The 21,027-nt window shown below is 49.9% G+C and carries 15 protein-coding genes; 2 read left to right on the top strand and 13 right to left on the bottom strand.

What is annotated here, in order from left to right; genetic code table 11:
* Nucleotides 1-7: 7 nt before the first annotated feature.
* Both ACFSUF_RS08440 and ACFSUF_RS08435 read left to right on the top strand, forming a co-directional pair.
* The gene (locus ACFSUF_RS08440; RefSeq protein WP_377602025.1) at nt 8-1,498 is read left to right on the top strand and encodes a UDP-N-acetylmuramoyl-L-alanyl-D-glutamate--2,6-diaminopimelate ligase; all 1,491 of its coding nucleotides are present in this window, start codon (nt 8-10) and stop codon (nt 1,496-1,498) included.
* Nucleotides 1,499-1,524: 26 nt separating this feature from the next.
* Nucleotides 1,525-2,232 (top strand): aspartate/glutamate racemase family protein, encoded by a 708-nt coding sequence (locus tag ACFSUF_RS08435; protein ID WP_377602023.1) that lies wholly within the window; start codon nt 1,525-1,527, stop codon nt 2,230-2,232.
* 95 nt (nt 2,233-2,327) lie between these two features.
* On the opposite strand, the gene ACFSUF_RS08430 is transcribed toward ACFSUF_RS08435, so the two are convergent.
* The 13 genes from ACFSUF_RS08430 to ACFSUF_RS08370 form a co-directional block, all read right to left on the bottom strand.
* Nucleotides 2,328-3,980 (bottom strand): extracellular solute-binding protein, encoded by a 1,653-nt coding sequence (locus ACFSUF_RS08430; protein ID WP_377602021.1) that lies wholly within the window; start codon nt 3,978-3,980, stop codon nt 2,328-2,330.
* Between the two features lie 119 nt (nt 3,981-4,099).
* Nucleotides 4,100-4,984, bottom strand: coding sequence for a carbohydrate ABC transporter permease (locus ACFSUF_RS08425; protein ID WP_377602019.1), 885 nt, complete (start codon nt 4,982-4,984; stop codon nt 4,100-4,102).
* Between the two features lie 13 nt (nt 4,985-4,997).
* Nucleotides 4,998-5,972, bottom strand: a complete 975-nt coding sequence (locus ACFSUF_RS08420) for an ABC transporter permease (RefSeq protein WP_377602017.1) — start codon at nt 5,970-5,972, stop codon at nt 4,998-5,000.
* The gene (locus tag ACFSUF_RS08415; RefSeq protein WP_377602015.1) at nt 5,972-7,867 is read right to left on the bottom strand and encodes a glycosyl hydrolase; all 1,896 of its coding nucleotides are present in this window, start codon (nt 7,865-7,867) and stop codon (nt 5,972-5,974) included. The genes ACFSUF_RS08420 and ACFSUF_RS08415 overlap by 1 nt, the downstream gene beginning before the upstream one ends.
* Complete coding sequence (xylB, locus tag ACFSUF_RS08410) at nt 7,864-9,390, bottom strand: xylulokinase (RefSeq protein WP_377602014.1); 1,527 nt, start codon at nt 9,388-9,390, stop codon at nt 7,864-7,866. The genes ACFSUF_RS08415 and xylB overlap by 4 nt, the downstream gene beginning before the upstream one ends.
* Nucleotides 9,391-9,530: 140 nt before the next feature.
* On the bottom strand, nt 9,531-10,724 hold the full coding sequence (locus ACFSUF_RS08405) for an ROK family protein (protein WP_377602012.1): 1,194 nt from the start codon (nt 10,722-10,724) through the stop codon (nt 9,531-9,533).
* Between the two features lie 112 nt (nt 10,725-10,836).
* Nucleotides 10,837-11,493 (bottom strand): DUF4386 domain-containing protein, encoded by a 657-nt coding sequence (locus tag ACFSUF_RS08400; protein WP_377602010.1) that lies wholly within the window; start codon nt 11,491-11,493, stop codon nt 10,837-10,839.
* A 76-nt stretch (nt 11,494-11,569) separates the two neighbouring features.
* On the bottom strand, nt 11,570-13,705 hold the full coding sequence (locus ACFSUF_RS08395; protein WP_377602008.1) for a helix-turn-helix transcriptional regulator: 2,136 nt from the start codon (nt 13,703-13,705) through the stop codon (nt 11,570-11,572).
* A 153-nt stretch (nt 13,706-13,858) separates the two neighbouring features.
* Nucleotides 13,859-15,568 (bottom strand): sugar phosphorylase, encoded by a 1,710-nt coding sequence (locus ACFSUF_RS08390; protein WP_377602005.1) that lies wholly within the window; start codon nt 15,566-15,568, stop codon nt 13,859-13,861.
* A 29-nt stretch (nt 15,569-15,597) separates the two neighbouring features.
* Complete coding sequence (locus ACFSUF_RS08385; RefSeq protein WP_377602003.1) at nt 15,598-16,740, bottom strand: glycerate kinase family protein; 1,143 nt, start codon at nt 16,738-16,740, stop codon at nt 15,598-15,600.
* Nucleotides 16,741-16,764: 24 nt separating this feature from the next.
* Entirely contained in the window at nt 16,765-19,092 is a 2,328-nt protein-coding gene (locus ACFSUF_RS08380; protein ID WP_377602002.1) for a glycoside hydrolase family 65 protein, read from the bottom strand.
* A 28-nt stretch (nt 19,093-19,120) separates the two neighbouring features.
* Entirely contained in the window at nt 19,121-20,161 is a 1,041-nt protein-coding gene (locus ACFSUF_RS08375) for a Gfo/Idh/MocA family protein (protein WP_377602000.1), read from the bottom strand.
* 45 nt (nt 20,162-20,206) lie between these two features.
* Nucleotides 20,207-21,013 (bottom strand): TIM barrel protein, encoded by an 807-nt coding sequence (locus tag ACFSUF_RS08370; protein ID WP_377601998.1) that lies wholly within the window; start codon nt 21,011-21,013, stop codon nt 20,207-20,209.
* Between the last annotated feature and the right edge of the window lie 14 nt (nt 21,014-21,027).

The following is a 21,027-nucleotide window of genomic DNA, read 5'->3' as shown; positions in this document are numbered from 1 at the left end:
TTCTACTGTGTTATTAAGTTCATTAATTCACGAACTGGATTATGTAAAACTGCAAGGACCCATTTACCGCAATGTCAGCGCGATTGCCTTTGACTCCAGAGAAGTGCAAACCCCGAACACCTTGTTTGTAGCTATCAGCGGGTTCGCTTCGGACGGGCATCTTTATATAGATCAGGCTATAAGCAAGGGAGCTTCTACTATTATCGTAGAGAAAGACGTAGAGGTAAGTTCCTCAGTAACGATTATTCAAGTAAAGGATGCCCGCAGGGCCTTGGCCCTGCTTTCGGACCGTTTCTACGGCCGCCCGACGGAAAGGCTGAATTTGATTGGCATTACGGGCACCAACGGCAAAACTTCGACTGCTTATTTTATTAAATCCATCTATGAACAGGCCGGTCAGAACATCGGGGTCATCAGCACGATAGGAACCATGATCGGAGATACGTTATCTGCTCAAAATAACACGACGCCGGAATCACTGTACTTGCAGCAGACTTTCGCCGATATGGTAGCCGCAAACATCGACCATTGTGCCATGGAAGTTTCTTCTCATGCCCTGAACTTGCAGCGTGTTGCCTACAGCAGGTTCAATACAGGCATATTCACGAATTTATCTCCGGACCATCTGGAGCTTCATCACGATATGGAACAGTATTTCCAAGCCAAAGCGCAGCTGTTCCGAATGACAAGTAAACATAATATTATCAATGCGGACGATCCCTATGGACGCCGCCTGATTTCAATGTGCAGCGGTTATTCCACAGAGTTTATTACCTACGGAATTGATCACGACGCGGACATTTATGCCTCGGATATCCAATATTTTGCGGACCATTCCCTTTATACCCTAAACACGCCCTCAGGCCGGATTGATATTAAGGTAAATTTACCGGGAACTATTTATGTATACAATACACTTGCCGCTATATCCTGCGCTTATGCAGATCATCTCAGTTTGCACGATATTAAGGAAGGCATTTCGGCCGTTACTTCTATAAAAGGACGCTTCGAAGTAATTCATCAGGACGAGGACAGGAAAGTAATTGTGGATTTTGCACACACGGAAGACGGGCTGGAGAAGGCTCTTTTAACGCTTCGTCCTTTTGCAAAAGGGCGGATCCTCCTGGTATTCGGCGTTTATGCCGCAGACGGGGAAACCGGAAAAAGGAAGAGGTCGGCCATGGCAAGAGTAGCGGCTAAACTGGCGGATCTTTCCATCGTCACTTCGGACAATCCCAAAGAACAGAATCCTGAGGTCATTATCGAAGAGATTTCAAACGCCATAAGCAAAGCTGAAGGGAACTATTATACACGGATGGACCGGAAAGAAGCTATTGAACTGGCACTCAAACTAAGCGGTCCCGGAGATATTATTCTCATTGCCGGTAAAGGCCATGAGACTTCGCAAATCATCGGCTCCCGGGAAATTCCTTTTGACGAAGCTCAAATTGTACAGGACTTCTTTAAGGGCGGCGTCGGTTTATCATCGGGAGTTTAACACATTCAAGAGAGATGGTGCTGCATATGAAGACAAGCTTAGGCGTCATCGGAGGCATGGGACCGAAAGCTACTTCCGTATTCTTTAACCGGGTGGTGGAACGGACTAAGGCTTCCTCGGACCAGGGCCATCTGGATATGATCATCGTGAATCACGCCACGTTGCCGGATCGCACCGAAGCGATTCAAAATAACACGGGGGAACTTTTTCTCAAAGAAATTAACAAAGATTTTCGTCTGCTGGAACAAGCGGGGGTTTCTACCATCGCGATCCCCTGCAACACTTCGCACTATTTTTACGACCAGATGCAGTCTATGACGGAGATTCCCATTATTCATATGGTGAAAGAGACTTTGCAGTATACCGGCCGTTTCTTTGGGCGCGGCAGCCGGGTCGGTATTCTGGCCACAACGGGGACGATCAACAGCGGCATATACCGGGAAGCTGCACTGCAATATGGACTAAACCTGATTGAGCCCGGACCGGCTATCCAACAAAGGGTCATGAGCCTCATTTATGATGGAATCAAAAACAGCACGCCTGTAAATCCTGCTATGCTAGAGGAAATTATTACTAGTTTTATAAAGGAGCTGCACTGCAACTGTGTCATTATCGGTTGTACGGAATTATCTGTTATTGAAGTAAAGCAGAATATCAGACGTTATTGCGTAGATGCGATGAACGTACTTGTGGAACAATCGATCCTGTTGTCGGGCAAGCAGCTTCTTGCATAGAAATGTAAGAAATCAGTGTATATTGTATTGTAAAAGAACCGGGAAGTCTCCGCTGGTAGGGAGATGGCCCGGTTCTTTGCTGCTTACGCTGCCCTTTATTTGTCGCTGTTAAAACGGTCGTACGCCTCCTGCACATAGTCGAGGAACTCATTCCATCCGGCTTTGTCTAGCTCCTTGATGTAGCTATCCCATTCTTGCTCCACTCCGCCGTCCGTAATCCATTTTCTGCGGGTATTGTCGATCAAACCGTAGATTTGCGGTGACAGCAGCGCCATTTTCTCTGCAACTTTGGGTTCGTAGAACATGATGTGGGGAATGTAAGGATCCTTCAGATGCTTGTCAATAAAACCAATCGCTCTCATATCGTCCAGAAGGCGCTGTGCGTCCTGAGGATATTCGACCACCTTATCATAGTAATCGGACAGCACCGCTACCGGCGAGTTGCCGCCGATCGTATTGCGGCTTCGCATATCGTTGTACGTCTCAAGACCGTCCTTCAGGTCGTCGAATACCATGACGCCCTGCTCGTTCTTCTTGTATTGATAACCAAGTGCGCCCCAGTTCGTCTGAACGGACCAAGACGGGTCGTACAGGCCGTCCGCCCATCTGAGCACGGTTTTCGGATCTTTTGCTTTCTTCGTAATAACGAGCGCTGTCGGGTTATGCATTTCCGCAAAATTTTCACGCGTCCCGAATTCGCCCTTCGGCCCCTTCAGGTAAGGCACCGCTACATAATCCTTTGCTCTCGTTTTGTCCACAACGTCACTGATCGAGAACGTCATAAGCGAGCCGACGATGACTTCCGGTCCACGCATTTTCGCCTGCATTTTGGCACTATCGGTAACGGTGAATTCCGGGTCGATCAAGCCCTCTTTATACATCTCGTGCAGGTATTGAATGCCTTCTTTATAAGCATCCGTGGTCGCCGTGCTGAACACTTTGCCGTCCTGGCCTACACTCATGCTGTCGTTGCGGTCCGCCTGGCCCCATAGTCCGAAGAAGTGACCGAAATCATTAGCGTTTCTGGCCCAAGTGCCGATTCCCGACTTCGCTTCCTTGTTGGCCAGCGCTAGACCGATCTCATCCTTTTGGCCATTCTTGTTCATATCATTGGCGACGAATTTTTTCAAATCCTCGCGATATTCATCGATTGTAGTTGGAATCGGAAGTCCAAGCTCATCTAGCCATGGCTTATAGATGTGCAAAATGCCGTGGTTGGCCACAAGACCAAACATTTCCTCGACGTACGGAAGTCCATAGATGTGGCCATCCGGCGCAGTTATGAGTTTACGGTAATCCGGCCGCTGCTCGAGAACTTTGCTGAAATTAGGCATATCCTTGATGTAATCGTCCAGAGGGAGAAAAATATCCTGATCGATATAATTCATAAGCATAGCGGGATTTATCGTCTGGATGTACGCGTCCGGCAAATCTCCCGTCGAGAGCATCAGATTCACTTTTTCAGCTGCCGATTCTTGGGGGATCTCTTCCCAATCCACTTCGATCCCGGACACTTTCGTATATTCCTTATACCAGAACATCTCCTTAGCCGGCAGGTTTTGGGGGTTTTTGGATCGGGCGATTTTGATCGGTCCCGAAGAAGCTTTGTCCTCACCTGCGGTTTGAGCCTCGGAGCTATTGCCTCCTTTGTCCTCATTTGCGACTTTGTTCGAATTTCCTGTGCACCCAGCGAGCAGAGTCGCCAATAATAATGCGGACATAAGGATTGCGGTTGATTTTTTCAACACCGTTATTCGCCCCTTTAACGATTAATCAAACGTTTGACCCCTTGCCAATCGTGTACTATAACTTCGCACCTCTTTACAGCAACTATGTTGGGGCTCACCTCCCTTATAGAGTGCTCCGATTACCCTTTGATCGAGCCGATCATCACACCTTGGGTAAAATATCTCTGCAAAAATGGATAGGCAATCAGCAGCGGCAAACAGGAAGCGACGATAATGCCGTACTTCATCTGCTCGGCAATCCGCTGCTTGGCGGCAAGAGACATTGCGTCGGTCACCATCTGGCTGGTAACCTGATTGGAAATCAGCAGGTTGCGCAGGATAACCTGCAGCGGCATTTTATCATCGCTAGTCAGATAAATCAGCGGTTCGAAGAACATGTTCCAGTGCATAATGCCATAGAACAGAGCCATAACGGCGATGATAACCTTAGACAGCGGCAGCGCGATGGAAAAGAAGAATCGGAAGTCGGAGCACCCGTCGATATGAGCGGCATCCAGCAATTCGTCTGGCAGTGCCGTTTGGAAGAAGGTCCGCGTAATAATGAGGTTCCATACGGATGCGGCAGTAGGGAGAATAAAAGCCCACATCGTGTCGAGCAGGCCGAGCTTTGAAACGAGCAGGTAAGTGGGAATCAGTCCGCCGCTGAAAAACATCGTAAATGTAAAAAGCAGCATGAGGGTTGTTCTGCCTTTCAGGTCTTTTCTCGATAGGGCATAAGCAGCCGGGATTGTTACAATCAGATTCACCAGCGTCCCCGTGACCGTGTAGAGTATCGAATTCCCATATCCGGCCCATAGCGGCTCGTATTCAAAGATTTTCCGGTACCCGTCGAGGTAGAGCGAGGTCGGTAACAATACGGTTTTGCCGCTGTTCACCATAGTAGGATCGGAAAAAGAAGCAACAACTACAAAATAAAGCGGATACAAAATAGCGATTGTAATCAAGCCCATGATGAAATAGTTTCCTAATGTGAACATTCTGTCGCCTATCGTCAGCCGGTTCATGACCGCTCCTCCTTTACCACAAGCTGTAGCCGGACAGTTTTTTGGCACAGTAATTAGCAGCGATGAGCAAAGTAAAATTGATCACCGAGTTGAATAAACCGATTGCGGTCGCTAAGCTGTATTGAGCATTCAGGAGGCCGACCTTGTAAACGTAAGTAGAGATAATTTCGGATGCAGACAGATTCATCCCCTGCTGCATCAGAAACGCCTTTTCCCATCCGACCGACATGATGTTCCCTATGCCAAGAATGAACATGATGATAATGGTAGGGGCAATGGAAGGAAGATCGATATGCCAAATGCGCTGAAGTTTCGAAGCGCCGTCGACGGTGGCCACCTCGTGCAGCTCCGGGTTGACGCCGCTCAGTGAGGCCAAATAGATAATCGCGCTGAAGCCCATCGTTTGCCAGATCGTCGAGGAGATGTACACCGTCCGGAACCACTCGGCCCTTGCCATAAAATTGACAGCGCTTCCGCCAATGCCTTCGATCATATGATTAATGAAACCGGTTGTGGGGGCCAGAAAGACATTCAGCATCGAAACCAGGACAACGGTTGAGATAAAATAGGGCGCGTATGTCACTGTTTGTATAAAGCGTTTAGCCAATTGATGCCTTATCTGGTTGAGCAGGAGTGCGAATAATATCGGAATCGGAAAACCGATGAGAAGGGAGAAAAAGCTAAGTTTAACCGTATTGACCAATACGGAATCGAACACATAAGAAGTAAAGAATGTCCGGAAATTTGTCAACCCCGTCCATTCGCTGCCGAAGATGCCTTTCATAGGACTGAAATCCTTGAATGCAATCGTGACTCCGTACATGGGCACATACTGGAAAAGGATCAGGTACAACAGCGCCGGCAACAACAGCACATAAAGCTGCCAGCTGCTACTTAAGCGGTGAAGTGATTTGACGTTTATGGCAGGTCGCGCTCTCCTCTGAGGCAACTCCCGAGTAGCACGCTGTACCGTCGGTTTCACGCTCATCATCCCACCTCCTTCGTACCGGCCTTTAAACTATAAATCTTAATATTGCGGAACGTCACTGAGCCAAATTGCGCAAACAGTCTGATATGCGATTCATCGCCATGCAGGCGGCTGATCAGCGTTCGTTGTCCTCCCACGCACAGATCAATGATCCCTCGTTTAATTATTGCTTCCACGCGTACGGCCCCATCCAGTCCCGCCACATGATAGATGGAGGATGCTTCATCCTCCCGTAAACTTGAGGCGCCGATCCCGTGGATGCCAAGCTTAGCGGCCGAGGGCTCAAAGCGGATGTCGCTCCCCCGCTCGAAGCGATCGGAATCGGAGAGCGAGAAACCGAAATACATGGCTGGATAATCCGCCTCTGCTTCGAACGTAATCGCATACTCCCCTTCTACTTGAGTCAATACCAGGGAGGCAAAGCCCTCCATGTTGCTGAGACGGATCGGATCTTTGCTGCTCAAGTGTTCCTGCAGGCTGCCTGCACTCTTGAACACGGACAACTCCTCCGGCCACTTTAACCCGAGCATGCCGTTTTCGTGCTGCACCAGCTCGCGGATGACAAGTTCACCTGCATACCTATGGGGCTCAGAAAGGAAGCCCGCCGCGATACGCCTGTTATTTCCATAATTTGCTGTCTTCGGAACGCGAAGCTGAACGCAATCCATCGTGTCCATAGCCGGCCGAATCCATGGGCCGAACGGTGTTCGCGACATGCGGTAACGGGCCAATCCGTCATTGCTGAAGAGCAGGTAATACCATCCGTTCCATTCAAAATAATCCGCACACTCCGGTTCGTCGTGATAGCCGGGAATAAGGAAAGGATCCTGCTCACTCCAGCTCCGGAGGTCATTCGAAACAAGATGCGCCAGGCATCCGTCTCTTCGTCCGTCTTGTAAAATACTTGTTGTAATGATCATGTGATATTGATCGTTGTCATCTTTGAATACGTGGGGGTCGCGCACGGATGACAGCGAGTATCGGTCAGATAGCTTAATCTCCGTTTCCTGCTTATCAAATCGAATGCCGTCGGTGCTAATTGCGTATGTGAGTCTTGCTGGAGAGCCGTCTACTGCACGCACGGCATAGAAAGCATAATACCGGCCAAAATCGTGAATTACCGAACCAGTACAGATCGATCCTTCCCATTCTTCGGTTATAGCGATGGCCATGGGGTGGTGGCTCCAGTGCTGAAAATCCCTGGTCGATATATGAGCCCATTGGTGTGCGCCAATGCCCCATTTACTGCGATGCCCTCTCCGGTCAAATAAGTAGTAGATATGAAACTCATGGCCGTCAAAGAACGGCATGCAGTCGCCGACACCGGTATTGTGCCCGCAGGGCCGCCAGTATTGCATAAGGGACTTTTCCGGTCCAAGCCGGGTATTCTCCAGAGATCGAACGGACTCCTGAAGTCCAGCCAATGAAGCGAGGTCCTCCTGATCGACGGCATAGTTCCATGCCATCGCCTGTTCCACGCCGGGATGAAGGATGATTTCCGACCGATCGATAGGAAGGGTTCCATAGGGCCATTCTTCATCCATGAGCACGCCATCGACAAAAAGATCAACCCTATAACCTGCGTAGCGGGCAAGTATGAAATGCGGCCCTTCACCGACCAGGCAATAAGGCGCTGTCAGCGTAAGCGGCTCCGTACGGGCGTCCGTCCCTATTTCAAGCGTCATATCTCCTGCACCGTTCACAGAATCCGGCATGCCTTTAGTGATACGGATCAGTTGCTGGCCACTTTCTTCGATCACTTCCAATACATTCCCGCTAACTTCTTTAGGGATGAGAATAGAAATTGTAAACGCTTGCACATTTGTTAATCCTGCTTCGCTCGAGAGTTGCTTCCGAGCGAGCCGTGTTGGAGTTTTGACCGTTCTATTCATCATTGAATCACCCCTTCGTTCTTATTGTCTGGAGACTCCAGTTCGAGGAATAATCTTTGATTAGCGTCATATAGAGCGCGGTATACTTCATATTGCTGCCGGTATACATCGCGATTCCGGCCCTGCGGACGAATCGGTTCCTCATGGATTTGCACAACTTGCGCTATCCCCTGTTCTATGCTGTCGAACTGCCCGACGCCTACTCCGGCAATCAGGGCCGCACCGACGCACGCTTGTTCTGTCATGCGGCTTGCGTATACGTCCTGCTCCAGTATATCCGCCAGCATCTGGCTCCATAGTGCGCTCTTCGCTCCGCCGCCCGACACAATGATTTTTTTGGCATCCACACCCAGCGAATGAAAGATCTCCAGACTATCACGCAGGGAAAAGGCAACTCCCTCCATAACGGCACGCACCATGTGCGCCCCTGAGTGCTTAAGCGTCAGCCCGAAGAAGATTCCTTTGGCATAAGGATCCATATGAGGTGTCCGATCGCCAGTCAAATAAGGCAAGAACAACAATTTCTCGCTGCCTGCCGGGATGGTACTGGCTTTTTCGTCCAGCAGACGGTAATCGGTTTCGCCAAGAATTTGATTAGCGAGCCATTTTAACGATAAGCCGGCACTCATCGTTGCACCAAGCAAATACCAACGGCAGGGAAAAGCATGGACATAGCTGTGGGATCGTAGAAGGGGGTCATACACAGGAGCGTCGATGGGAGCGAACAACTGACCGCCTGTACCGATGGTACACGATATTGTTCCCGGATGAATGATACCGTTTCCAATTGCCTGCATAGGCTGATCGGCTCCGCCGTAAACGACGGGGGTTCCCTTTGCAAGACCGGATTCTTCGGCTGCCTGCCTTGTCACAGTACCGCTATGCTTCCATGGCTCTTGTACTGCCGGAAACAATTCCGGGTCCACATCGACAGCTTCCAACAGCCGCCGGGACCATTCGCGAGAAGCGGGACTAAACGCCGCAGTGCCTGAGGCATCGGTCATTTCTGAAGCGATTTCACCTGTCATTCGATACCGCACATAATCTTTGGGTGACATCACCTTGCGGATGTTGCGATAAATAAGAGGTTCATGTTCCTTGATCCAAAGAAGGGATAAAAGTTGAAACCCGGTTGCAACCGGGTTTTGAATCAAAGCGCCGAGCTGCTCGACGGATAAAGCTGATTCCAATGCTTCTTTTTGCGGGATCGTGCGTTGATCGCACCATATGATGGCGGGCCGCAGGACCTGACCTGATTCGTCGACAGCGACAAGTCCGTGCATTTGTCCGGAGAATCCGATTCCTGAAATATCAGCGTCCTTCGCCCCTGCCTGCCTCATCGCCTGCTTTAAGGTATCACAGGTAAGCCTCCACCATACAGCCGGATCCTGTTCCGCATACCCCGCTTTCGGAATTTGGATATCATACTCTTGTTGAGCAAGCCCCATGATTTGGCCTGAGGAATTCATGATGAGCGATTTCACACTTGAGGTACCGATGTCTATGCCCACCAATAACGATGACATGAATTTCCTCCTGTTCCTGTTCCTTCATTCTGCCATTTTTAATTCATTCAATGTATTATAATCATAATTGCATTTATTGATTTGATCAAGTAATTAATCAAAAAAAATGAAGTGATTTATCTTTATGTTCTCTATACGGTTTACATTCCTGCGGGCAGCAAGAATTTGGACGGATGTTCCAGAATATGATCGATCGCCAAAATAGCGGAACCTAATAAAATCAGGTCTTGTTCCCCTTCAGCTAATTCCAGTGTCATCTTCTTCGAAATGTCAGGAAGCACCTGTCTCTCAATCAATTCGCTCACAGTGTCTTTCAACAGTGTTCCGGCCGACGACAACTCGTCGCCAATTACGATACGGCTGGGATTAAATGTATTAATGAGATTTACAATCCCGAAGCCAAGGAACCAGGCTGCTTGGCGAACCGCCTCGACCGTAGCCGGGTCGCCTTCTTCCATAGACTTCCAAACCGACTGGAGGGATGTATGTTCTTTACCCAGCCCGTTCAGAAGGGTGGAAGTGGAACAGTACAATTCGAGGCATCCCCGATGGCCGCATTCGCATAGAGGGCCGTTGTAATCGATGCTCATATGCCCGATTTCCCCCGCCATACCGAGTGAACCCCGAAATATCGTTCCGTCCACAACAATGCCGGCGCCAACCCCCTGACCTGCCGCTACATAGATCATGACACCATGATCCAAGTGAGGTTGGCCAAACCACCAATGAGCAAGCGCCCCGGCATTCGCATCATGTTCGATATAAACAGGGAGACCGAACTCCTGCATGAGCTCCTCCTGGATGTTGATTTTGTCCCATCCGGGAAAGAACGTCATGAGCGCAATACGGCCTTCATTTCGGAACAGCGGACCAGGTGCGGCCAAGCCGATGGCAACCACGGATCCTGTGGGATTACCGTTTATCAATTCCGCAACGAGGTACTTCATTTTGTTCAATGCAATATCTGAACCGTCACCGGTATTAATCGGAATCTTCTTCTTGTTATGTTCCGTTCCCTCGAGGTCGTACAGGGTGACAGAAATGGATTTGCGGGTGAGACGGATCCCGATGACCTTCACCGAGTCCCCGTTCAGTTTGATTCCGATGGAACGGCGCCCTTTCTTGCCTTCTATGACGCCCGTCTCCACGATAACTCCCCAACTGATAAGCTCGTTAACAATATTCGTAATCGTAGACTGATTCAAGCCGGATGCCTGTGTGAGTTCGGCTCTGGAGCATACTGACCTTTTGCGCATTAACCGGATCACGAGCGAGCGGTTCATTTCCTGGACGTCTTCGAGGTTCGTGCCTTTTTTTCTTTTTCCTGCGAGCACAATACCCTCTCCTTCGAATATATTGATACAATCAATTATTATATTGAACAATCATAATCGAAAAATTAAACTTTCTCAATACCGTTTTACTATAATTTGGATTCCGGAACACCTACTCCACTTCACGCAGATTAATTCCCTTTACTATCAGCCAGATGGGAAGAATGATTTCAAATACAGCTCCTGGAATATAGAGGACGGGCCCCATATCTCGGCCGGCAATCGCCAGGCAGCTGCTTGTAAATAATGCCGCATACCCGAGGAAACCGATGACGGACATAAATTGAGGCACCAGCCTCGATTTATAGAGGAGATAGCAAAACAACAGGCTGCCCAAACTAAGCACGATCATAGCCATTTCAAAGAGCTTACCACGAGCTTCTGCCATTACATTTGCTATCGTTTGGAAATAGGAACCCCCTGAAGCGCCTGCGGCAATATAATCATTGCTCAGTGCAATAAGTAATAACGGACTGGTTAAACTTAGGATGAGCAGCCCGGACTCCATGATCCGGGAAGCGGCATATCCCCACGCTAACGTTTCGTTATGTTTTTTCAAAATGGGATACAGAAGCATGGCAATCCCCAAAACCGCTAAGGCGTTTATTAACTCTAAAAAAACTCCCGCAATAACGTTCGTTCGCTCTGAATATACGCCGGTGAGAATATCTGCGCGATCCAGGATAGGACCCAGAATCCCGTTTCCTGTCATAAATGCACCCGTCGATACCAGAAACAAGGCTCCTGCCACTCTTGCCATTTTATTCATATGGATCTCCTCTTGGCTATTTTTATTAGCAGTATAGCTTGAAGAGGATTGGAGCCTGTAGACACTTTAGTGTGGTTTACGGATGTTTTGAGAACAAGTTTAATTCGATAGCACGGGCGATGGCTTCTGTGCGTCTTTGCACTTGCAGTTTTTCAAAAATTCTGCGATTGTGCCCTTTGACCGTGTCCAAGGCCAGGAAAAGTTTCTCGCCGATTTCTCGGTTCGAAAGCCCCTTGGCAATGAGTTCGAGCACTTCGATTTCGCGTTGGCTCAGCGGTTCAATCAGATTTCCCTTCTTTCCCTTTTCCAAGACCATTTGTACACGATCCAGCCCCAATTGCGCTTCGTGAAGAGCGGGAAGCGGCAGGTCGCCGCCAAGACGTAAAGCTTCTTGGTAACTTTCTGCCGCCTCAGCCGGCCGATGTTCCGATTCCAGTATTTGACCTATCCCGATTAGGGCCATGACAGCCATCAGTTGATGACCCATCAGATGGCTGTACAGTATGGCTTGGTTATAGGCATCACGAGCCCCGGCATGATCTCCAAGCCGCTGACAGGCGACACCCAGCATCCAAGCGGTTGCCGTCCGAACAGGGAGATTTTCCGGACGCAGCAACTCCAACGCACGACGCGACTCCGCGATAACGATGTTGATCCCGGAGTTTCCGCTCATCTGATCAACACTAGGGTGAGCGATTACGCCGATAAGTTGATCTGTCTTGTCATCCGGGCCTGTTTGTTGCATGACCGCTTCGGCTTCCTGCAAATTTCGATTCGTGTGATCAGGGTGACCTGCCATCAGTAAAGAAGCCAATGCAGCCCGAGTAGCCGCAATCAGTCCGATAAGGTCTCTAATGCGGACGTCCTGCTCCATACCTTTAAGGGACACCTCCGCCGATAGCAGCTTGTGCTCTACCCCCGTTGGCTTTCCCGCAAGCAACAGAGCCGAACCGTACATTACCCATAACGCTGGTCTGGCATCAAGTTCCTCGGCAGGCAGCGACTCCAGCCAGTTTAGCGAAACGCCTGCAGCCCCGCGCAAATGAATCGGCATCCCTTCGCCTTCAAGCAGGCGTGCGGCGCGATCGGTGTCTCTGGATTTCACGGCATGATGAAACGCTTCAATGTCAAACCCATTCTCTTCATACCAAACGCTTGCGCGTTGATGTAATGTTGTCATCCGGCTCACATCCAGACTGTCCTGCAGCCGTTTGCGGAGCAGATCGGCAAACAAATGGTGATAACGGTACCAGCATCGTTCATGATCCAAGGGAACGACAAACAAATTCATGCGGTCAAGATCGAGTAAAACTTCCCTTCCGGACACTGAGGGATCGAGCATAACGGCATCGCAGAGGGATCCGCAAAGGCGGTCGAGGATCGATGTCCTCAGCAAAAAGGTCTGTACGGCTACCGGTTGCCGCTGCAGAACTTCTTCTAGTAGATAATCCAGCACAAAATGATGGTTGCCGTTGAAGGATTGAATCAATCGTTCAGCGCCATGATCTCCCTTAATGGATAGCGCAGCCAAGTGCAGACCCGCAATCCAACCTTCGGTGCGGGATTCCAGCACGGCTATATGATCGGGCGACAGGTTCAGGCTCATCACATGGTTGAAATATGTTTCGGCCTCAGAAAGTGTAAATCTTAAGTCCTTGGACCGCAATTCGGTAATTTGATCCATAGCCCGCAAACGGGCCAGTGGAAAACTAGGAGACTCGCGGGTCGCTATTACAATGTGCATTTGCGCCGGAAGATGGTCAAGAAGAAAGCACACGGCATCGTCAATCAGCTTTGATTTCACCATGTGATAATCTTCAAGAATGAGTAGAAAAGGAGCTTTCATTGCCGCGATTTCATGAAGAAGAGCTGTCAGCAGTGACTCCATCGGCGGCGGTTGGGGAGATTGAAGCACGACAAGCACACCTTCTCCTATCTTTTCCTCAAGTCTCTGTAGAGAGGAGATCATGCATACTAGAAAGCGTGTAAGCTCGTTGTCGTCTTTTTCCAGGGACAGCCATGCGGCAGACCGCCTGCAGTCAGCGAGCCATTCACAAAGTAAAGTAGTTTTGCCGTAACCCGCGGGTGCGGAGATCAGTGTCAATTTACGGTGAAGGCCCAAGCTCAATCTTTCGGTCAGCCGCCGGCGGAGAACCGCTTTCGGCCGAAACGCGGGAATATAAAATTTAGTAGCCAGGATGGGATTGTACATAGCTATATATGATCCACACTCCCTCTGGTATTTATAGTCGATGCAATTTAACCATACCATTCCCAAGGAAAAGTTCAAGCCTCTTGGATGCATTCAGCAAGGCTGAGGGCTGAACAAAAAAAAGACCCGATCATATTTGATCGAGTCCGGCAGTTAACCTTGGTCCTTACGGATCCAATAAGTCTCATATGGTTCAATGACCAGCGTCCGGCCCACAGTACGGTTACTAATTATGTCCGTTCCCTGTTCTAGTGAATGTAAAGTAACCCTCTCATCAGACACGTTAACCAACACGAGAATTTCCTCCATGGTTGCAGTGTTGAATCGGCGAATGGAGAAAATCCGGTCGTCAAGAAATTGAACTTCCTGCCCGGCCTGAGGACTGAAAGCACTTTGCTCTCTTCTGATCCGTGTCAAACGGCTCAGGCCGTTGAACACTTCTTTGCGATTATTATTATGTTCCAGCTCATGGTAAAGCGTCTCTTTATCCAACTTTTCCCGATTGATCCGCCGGTTAATTCCGGATTGTTCCACGCCCATGTAATCATTGCGGGAACCGACTAAGCTGTGAATGTAGATTCCCGGAACGCCCGCCAAAGACAGAAGAATGGCATGTGCGGCCAGAAATCTTTGGACGCGGCGTTCGTCGGAATCCTCAGGATGCGTTAAAGCGTCCTGGTAATTAATATTTAGTTCATAAGGACTCCTGGTCCCATCGCCGTTGTCCCTGTAAGAAACACGCCCGCCATGCGCCAGGACACGGTCTACCATGCTCTGCTTTTCCTCTGCCGTCAAGATTCCTTCCGTCGGCCTCATTCCGATACCGTCATGCGAGGCAAGGAAATTGAAGAAGCTGGTATGTTCCGTTGTAGGTTCCAGAATGTCGGCCCATTCCATCAATTTTCTCGCGTTCTTCGCATAGAAAGAATACAGCGTCAATGGAGGCAGCGGGAATTGGTAAACCATCTGCGCTTCGTCGTGACCGTTGCCGAAATAGCTGATGTTATGCTCGTGCGGAACATTCGTTTCGGTGATCAGGATCGTGCCCGGCGCCGCAAGTTCAAGAACTTCTCTTATCAGTTTAATCAAGGCATGCGTTTGCGGAAGATGCATGCATGTGGTCCCCAGCTCTTTCCACATGAATCCGATCGCATCCAACCGGATAAACCTTGCTCCGTTGAGTGAGTAATTGATCAAGATGTCCAGTATTTCCAGCAATACGTCCGGGTTTTTGAAGTTCAAATCAATTTGATCTTCGCTGAACGTTGTCCAAATATGTTTGACCCCGCGGGACGTATCGAATGCTGTCAATAGCGGCAATGCTCTCGGACGCGTCACCATGCTGTAATCTTCCGACGGATCAGCCTCGGTAAAATAATTCCGGTACTTGGCATCCCCCTTCAAATAACCTTGAAACCATTCGCTGCTCTTGGAGATATGGTTGATTACGGCGTCGAACATTAAATCAAAGTCTTCGGACATAGACTTCACATCCTGCCAATCCCCCAGGGCTGGATCGATTTCACGGTAATCGACTACGGAGAAACCGTCATCCGAAGTGTAGGGGAAAAACGGAAGCAGATGAACCGCACTAAGTGTGTCCTTAGCATACTTCCCTAAAAAATCGTGAAGGGTACGAAGCGGCTTAACCCCTTTCTCCTGAATAGAATCTCCGTATGTGATAAGCATAACATCACTTTCGGTGATCCATGGTTTGCCTTGCCGGTCCGGATCGGCATACTTTCCGACTAAAGCCGTAACACTTTGAAGAACTTCCTCTCCCCGATCCCCGTACAGCAGCTGGAGTTTATCCAGCAAGCTTGCCTGATGGGCTGAATTTACGAAATTGGGATTTGATTGCATGTAGACCTCCATAAATAATAGCTTTAATTTTATACCTTGTCAGTACGCCCGCCTGTAATCAGACGAACGGTGTTTTCTACGGTGAACTGGAGATTCTGCGGTCCTTGCTCCAATGCTTCCTTCAACGTTCCGGGTCCGGTCATAATACTTTGGACGGAAAGCAAGCCTCTAGCGTACAGCTCTTCATAGCCTGGACGGACCGTCCCGGCGAAAACAAGAACAGGCACGTTCCTGCTATGTGCCCTGCGGACAATTCCCGCAATAACTTTCCCCTCGGGGGTCTGGCTGTCGATCTTGCCTTCTCCGGTAAGAACATAATCGGCCCGCTCCAATTTCTCATCGAACGAAAGTAGATCCAATACGAGATCAATGCCTGACTTCAATACGCCGCCGCAGGCCAATAGAGCTGCGCCAAGTCCTCCTGCAGCCCCTGCGCCAGGCACATGCTGAAGGCCCATTCCGCTCTCCTGCTCCAATTTTTCCCCAAAGTTCTTCAGATAGGCATCCAGCTTCAGCACCATGTCGGGAGTAGCCCCCTTCTGCGGACCGAATACATGGCTTGCTCCCTTTTCCCCGGATAAGGGATTCGTGACATCACAGGCTACATCAAGAGTAATCTCTTTAAGCCGGGGATCCAGGCCGGCTAACCGAACAATGGCCGTATCCTTCAAAGATCCGCCGCCGAATCCGACGGGGCTCATTCGGCTGTCCAAAACTTCAGCGCCAAGTGCCTGCAGCATCCCCGCTCCCCCATCGTTTGTGGCGCTGCCGCCCAGCATGACCAGGAGATGCTGAATTCCATGATCCAGTGCGGCTTTCATCAGCTCACCTGTACCGAAGCTAGTGGTCAACATCGGGTTCCGCAAGTCAGGGGGCACCAGGTGAAGACCGCTTGCCTCCGCCATTTCCACGGCGGCTGTTTTCCCGTCTCCCAGCACGGCATATCTGGCTTTGACCGGTTGCCCTAAAGGTCCTGTGACTTCTTTCTCGTAAAATGCCCCTCCGGTTGCACGAACGAGCACGTCCATCGTCCCTTCACCGCCGTCTCCAACGGGCGCGAGTTCCGTATTCGCTGCGGGGTCCACACGTTCAATAGCCTCGCGCATGATTAACGCGGCCTGCCAGGCGCTCATACATTCTTTAAAGGAATCGGGAGCCAGCAAAAAATTCATGGATTTCCGCCTCGCTTTCATAGCTTAAAGCTTTATCTTTAAACTCCCGTTAACGGCGTACGTTTTATTGCCGGATAGGATTGTAAATTCACCCGCGGAGTCGCTCCGCACTTCCAGTTCTCCTGGGGTTACTGTAACGGTCAACCGTTTCCCCCTCCACATCAAAGGGAAGGTTAAACGGGTCCAGGATTCAGGAAGCCGGGGATTCAGGTGCAGTTCCCCATCTTTCATATGCACGCCTCCGAAACCGAATACGATGGACTTCCATATTCCGCCTAAGGAAGCGGCATGAATTCCCTCGTCAGAGGACTTCATATTAGGTCCCAGATCAATAGCCGCAGCTTCCGCGAAGCACTCGTAAGCAGCTTCCCGATCGCCGAAACGGTTCGCTGTAATGCTGTGTACAGCCATACTTAAGGATGAATCATGGATTGTCTTGGACTCGTAATACTTCCAGTTGGACTCTTGAACTTCTTCATTAAACCGGTCATTCATCAAGTACATGAGCATAACCAAATCAGCCTGTTTCGAAATCTGCATCCCGATGACCTGATCCCTGCTATAATCGCGGAGAATCGTCTGTACGGAGGAAGCCCGTTTATATTTCGTAATGTCAATGACAGGCTTAGATAAATACGTATCGTCCTGCGGAACAACGCCGTCTTCTTCCCGCGGTGCCGGCAAATAGAGGCGGTCGGCCAATTCGAGCCATTTCGGATAGCGCTCATCCAGAAGCAGCGCCGTATTGAGACGCTCATAGACGTCCGGCCGGTTTTCCCGGATATCCAGGTAATGAGCCGCAGCGGTTGCGATATTCCATTGCGCCATATAGTTCGTAAAAGCATTGTTATCCACATGCTCTTTGTATTCATCCGGACCTATGACGTTTTTGATGACATAAGCGTCTTTGGCCTCGTCCCATTCTACACGGCTCGCCCAGAAAGCGGCAGTCTCGAACAGCATTTCGCTCCCGCAGCGGTCCATGAATTCATCATCCCGCGTTGCCGTGAAATACTGCCATACCGCATAAGCGATATCCGCCGTAATGTGCTGTTCAATAAATCCGGACCAGATCTTGGTCGCCGTGCCGGTAACGACATTGGCGGCACCCCAAACGGGCGTCTCCTCTTCTCCCGTAAACCCGGATTCCCAAGGATACATCGCGCCTTCATAACCGTTTTCTCTGGCTTTCTTGCGTGCGCCGTCCAGCGTGTGGTAACGGTATTCCAGCAGGCCTCTGGCAAGATCAGGGTAGTTGTAGAGGAAGTAAGGCAAAATAAAGATCTCGGAGTCCCAAAAGGAATGTCCCTTGTACCCCTCTCCGGTTAACCCCTTCGCACCGATACCGAACCGGGTATCATGCGCCGGCGTCATGATCAGCAGGTGGTATTGGGCGAAGCGGATGGACAGCTGATCAAAGACATTCGGGCTGTCCAATTGAATATCCACATCTTCCCAATACTGCTTCCAACGGTTTCGGCTTTCCGAGAATAACGCATGATAGCCTTTGGCAAACTCGGCTGTCGAGGTTTCCAAGGCATACTGGCGGAGTTCGGCCGTCGCCATGTCCTGCGTCTGCAGATCTCTGCTGGTGTAATACATCGACAGCTTCTCCACGCTGACCGTTTGGCCTTCAGCCGCAGTGTACGAGTAAGAAGCATCGATCCTTCTGCGGCTCATGGTGGCGGCCGGTTCAACGAGAATTTCCTCTCCGTCGATTCTCCAATGATGGGCCGAATAAACCAGGAAGTCTATGTTCGATTCCGTTGTCGTTTGAAGCATCTCCAGAACCTGGCGGTTATAGATGCGTTTTTCACCCTCACGGAAATGCTGCGCCCCCGTATTCGTTAATTGGCCGTTGATCCCCGAAGTGATTTCAATTGTGCAGGAACCCGTTAAAGAGGTGATCTCGACTTCCGTTCCCGTCAAATGTTTATTTTCCAGCGAAACGAATCTTCGGAATTGGAGACGGTAACGGTTCCCCAAAGGACTTTGCCAAACAACCGTCCGCACAAGTTCTCCCGTATCCAAATGCAAGTTTCTCCGATAAGTTTCTATCACACCTTTTTCAAGGGAGAAATGCTCTTTATTCAGCACGATTTTCATTTCCGCTACATCCGGAACATTCGGCAGCTCTGTCGGTTCGTGGCCGTCGAATTTATTGAAGGTTCCGGCTATAAACGTATTTCGTTTCTGTTGAAGATAGGACTCTTCATAAGCGGAACGGATGCCCATGTACCCGTTGCCCAATGCCATAATGGATTCGCCTTTTCCCAGCATGCCGGAATCAAAATTGCTTTCCGACAGAATCCATCCGCGTTCTTCTCCGCTCCCATAATCATATTGCAGCATGTGTTTACTCCTTTGTCATGCACCGTCCCTATAGGGTCACTGATTCTCCGGTTTCCGCCGAACGATAAAGCCCATTAATTATTTTTTGCAAAATAATTCCCTGCTCCGCAGTAATGAGGGGCTTGTTCCCGTGAAGACAGCAATCGATAAAATGGCTGATGCTCTTCTCCTGCTTATCCTCCTCGTCCAAAAAAGGGATAACCGTATCTATAAGGGAGCCGTGTTTCTCTTGATATATTGTAGGCGGGAAGAGAGTTAACCCTCCTGCTTCGCCATATAAATGCACATTCATTACAGTTCTTTCTTTCATGTTTAAAGCAAACGAAGACTCCAATACCAGCGAAGCCCCATTTTTGAATCGAATCATTCCTGCAGCAAGGTCCTCTACCGTAAACAGGTCAGGATTCCAGGAGCCCATGAGCCCGACCCCCGGCCTATTTCCCAAACGCTGATGCGTCACGGCATAGACACTGGCCGGTTCCGGGAAGTCCATTAGATACAGAGCCGAATCCAGCATATGGATTCCGATATCGATGAGCGGCCCGCCGCCCTGAATTTCTTTATTAGTGAAAATCCCCCAGCCGGGGATCCCTCTTCTTCGTAAGGCTTGAACCTTGGCATGATACACCTCGCCCAGCTCTCCGCCGTCTACAAACTTCTTTAGAGCCCTTACCTCGGCGCTTTGCCGGAAGTGCAAATTATACGTTAAAATCTTGCCTGCCGAGCGGGCCGCCGCTGCCATTTCCGCGGCTTCCTCAACGGTTAACGCCGGCGGTTTCTCACAGAATACGTGGCATCCCGCTTGAAGGGCCGCTATAGCAGCAGCGGCGTGAAACTTATTTGGCGTACAGACGCTGACAGCGTCTAACTCGCACTCCCTCAGCATCTCCTCGTAGCTGTCGTAGACGTTCGGCACACCGTATTGAGCAGCCACCTCTTCCGCCTTGTCCCTGCTTCTGTTGCTGACAGCGACGATTTCCACTTCGTCCTTCCGCTTCAAATAACCAGGGATATGGGCGACTTGCGCAACTTGGCCGGTACCTATAATCCCTACCCTAAGCTTCTTCATGTTTCCCCTCCTTTACTTACGTGCCTATTGACTTCAGGAGGATAATTACAGTGCCGACTGCTGAATGCAGGATTGGATATATTGAACCGATTTCCGGTAAGCCGCTTCTTCGTCTTCGCCCAATACCCGGCATTCAAAAGCCATATAGCCTGAATATCCGATCTCCTTCAGAGCCTTGAATCCGGGAATGAAGTCCAAATGCCCGTCGCCGGGCTGATATCTGTGGCTGTCCGCCAAGTGTACATGCCCAATGTATTCTTTATGAAGGAGAAGGCTCTCCTCGATCTTGGGTTCCTCAATATTCATATGAAAGAAATCGGCGATGACCTTTACGTTCTTGAAATTCCCTTCCTGAATGATGCTGACCGCATCGGAAAGATGGTTCAGCATATGATCCTCATACCGGTTCAGAGGTTCGAGATATACAGTCGTACCGCTTTGCCCGGCGGTCTCATCCAATGCCCTAAGGGAGGCCAGCAGCGCTTGGCGGTCCCCCTCTTCGGATCTAGGGGGCACCATCGGCGGGAGACGCTTGGAGAACATGCCCCAAGCAGCCGGAACTACGATTCCTTTGCCTCCCAGTTTCCCTATATGTTCGAGAATGCCTTGAATATCCTCAACAGCCTGCAATCTCTTATCTTCCTCAAAATGCCCGATCCATCCGCGATAGCCGCCGCAGGCCATGACGACAGGAACACCTGTCGTTTTCATAGCATCCTGGACTTCTTCAAACCGGTCCACGAGCATTTTTCCGTCGATTTCAAAAGCTTCAAAGCCCATGGATTGAATTAGTTTCAACTTATCTGCGATCCGATCCGGAAAGAACGGTTTATCCTGAGTGGCCAATTTCATCTGGAGTCACTTCT

The organism is Paenibacillus gansuensis (assembly GCF_042684925.1).
Classification (GTDB): Bacteria; Bacillota; Bacilli; order Paenibacillales; family DY6; genus Paenibacillus_N; species Paenibacillus_N gansuensis.
The sequence above is the reverse complement of the archived record's forward strand: the minus strand, read 5'-3'. Positions and strand labels throughout refer to the sequence as shown.

Excerpts from the sequence above, each read along its gene's own strand:
- ACFSUF_RS08435 (WP_377602023.1), top strand. The coding sequence starts at position 1,525 with ATGAAGACAAGCTTAGGCGTCATCGGAGGCATGGGACCGAAAGCTACT.
- ACFSUF_RS08425 (WP_377602019.1), bottom strand. The coding sequence starts at position 4,984 with ATGAACCGGCTGACGATAGGCGACAGAATGTTCACATTAGGAAACTAT.
- ACFSUF_RS08420 (WP_377602017.1), bottom strand. The coding sequence starts at position 5,972 with ATGAGCGTGAAACCGACGGTACAGCGTGCTACTCGGGAGTTGCCTCAG.
- ACFSUF_RS08415 (WP_377602015.1), bottom strand. The coding sequence starts at position 7,867 with ATGATGAATAGAACGGTCAAAACTCCAACACGGCTCGCTCGGAAGCAA.
- xylB (WP_377602014.1), bottom strand. The coding sequence starts at position 9,390 with ATGTCATCGTTATTGGTGGGCATAGACATCGGTACCTCAAGTGTGAAA.
- ACFSUF_RS08400 (WP_377602010.1), bottom strand. The coding sequence starts at position 11,493 with ATGAATAAAATGGCAAGAGTGGCAGGAGCCTTGTTTCTGGTATCGACG.
- ACFSUF_RS08395 (WP_377602008.1), bottom strand. The coding sequence starts at position 13,705 with ATGTACAATCCCATCCTGGCTACTAAATTTTATATTCCCGCGTTTCGG.
- ACFSUF_RS08390 (WP_377602005.1), bottom strand. The coding sequence starts at position 15,568 with ATGCAATCAAATCCCAATTTCGTAAATTCAGCCCATCAGGCAAGCTTG.
- ACFSUF_RS08385 (WP_377602003.1), bottom strand. The coding sequence starts at position 16,740 with ATGAATTTTTTGCTGGCTCCCGATTCCTTTAAAGAATGTATGAGCGCC.
- ACFSUF_RS08380 (WP_377602002.1), bottom strand. The coding sequence starts at position 19,092 with ATGCTGCAATATGATTATGGGAGCGGAGAAGAACGCGGATGGATTCTG.
- ACFSUF_RS08375 (WP_377602000.1), bottom strand. The coding sequence starts at position 20,161 with ATGAAGAAGCTTAGGGTAGGGATTATAGGTACCGGCCAAGTTGCGCAA.
- ACFSUF_RS08370 (WP_377601998.1), bottom strand. The coding sequence starts at position 21,013 with ATGAAATTGGCCACTCAGGATAAACCGTTCTTTCCGGATCGGATCGCA.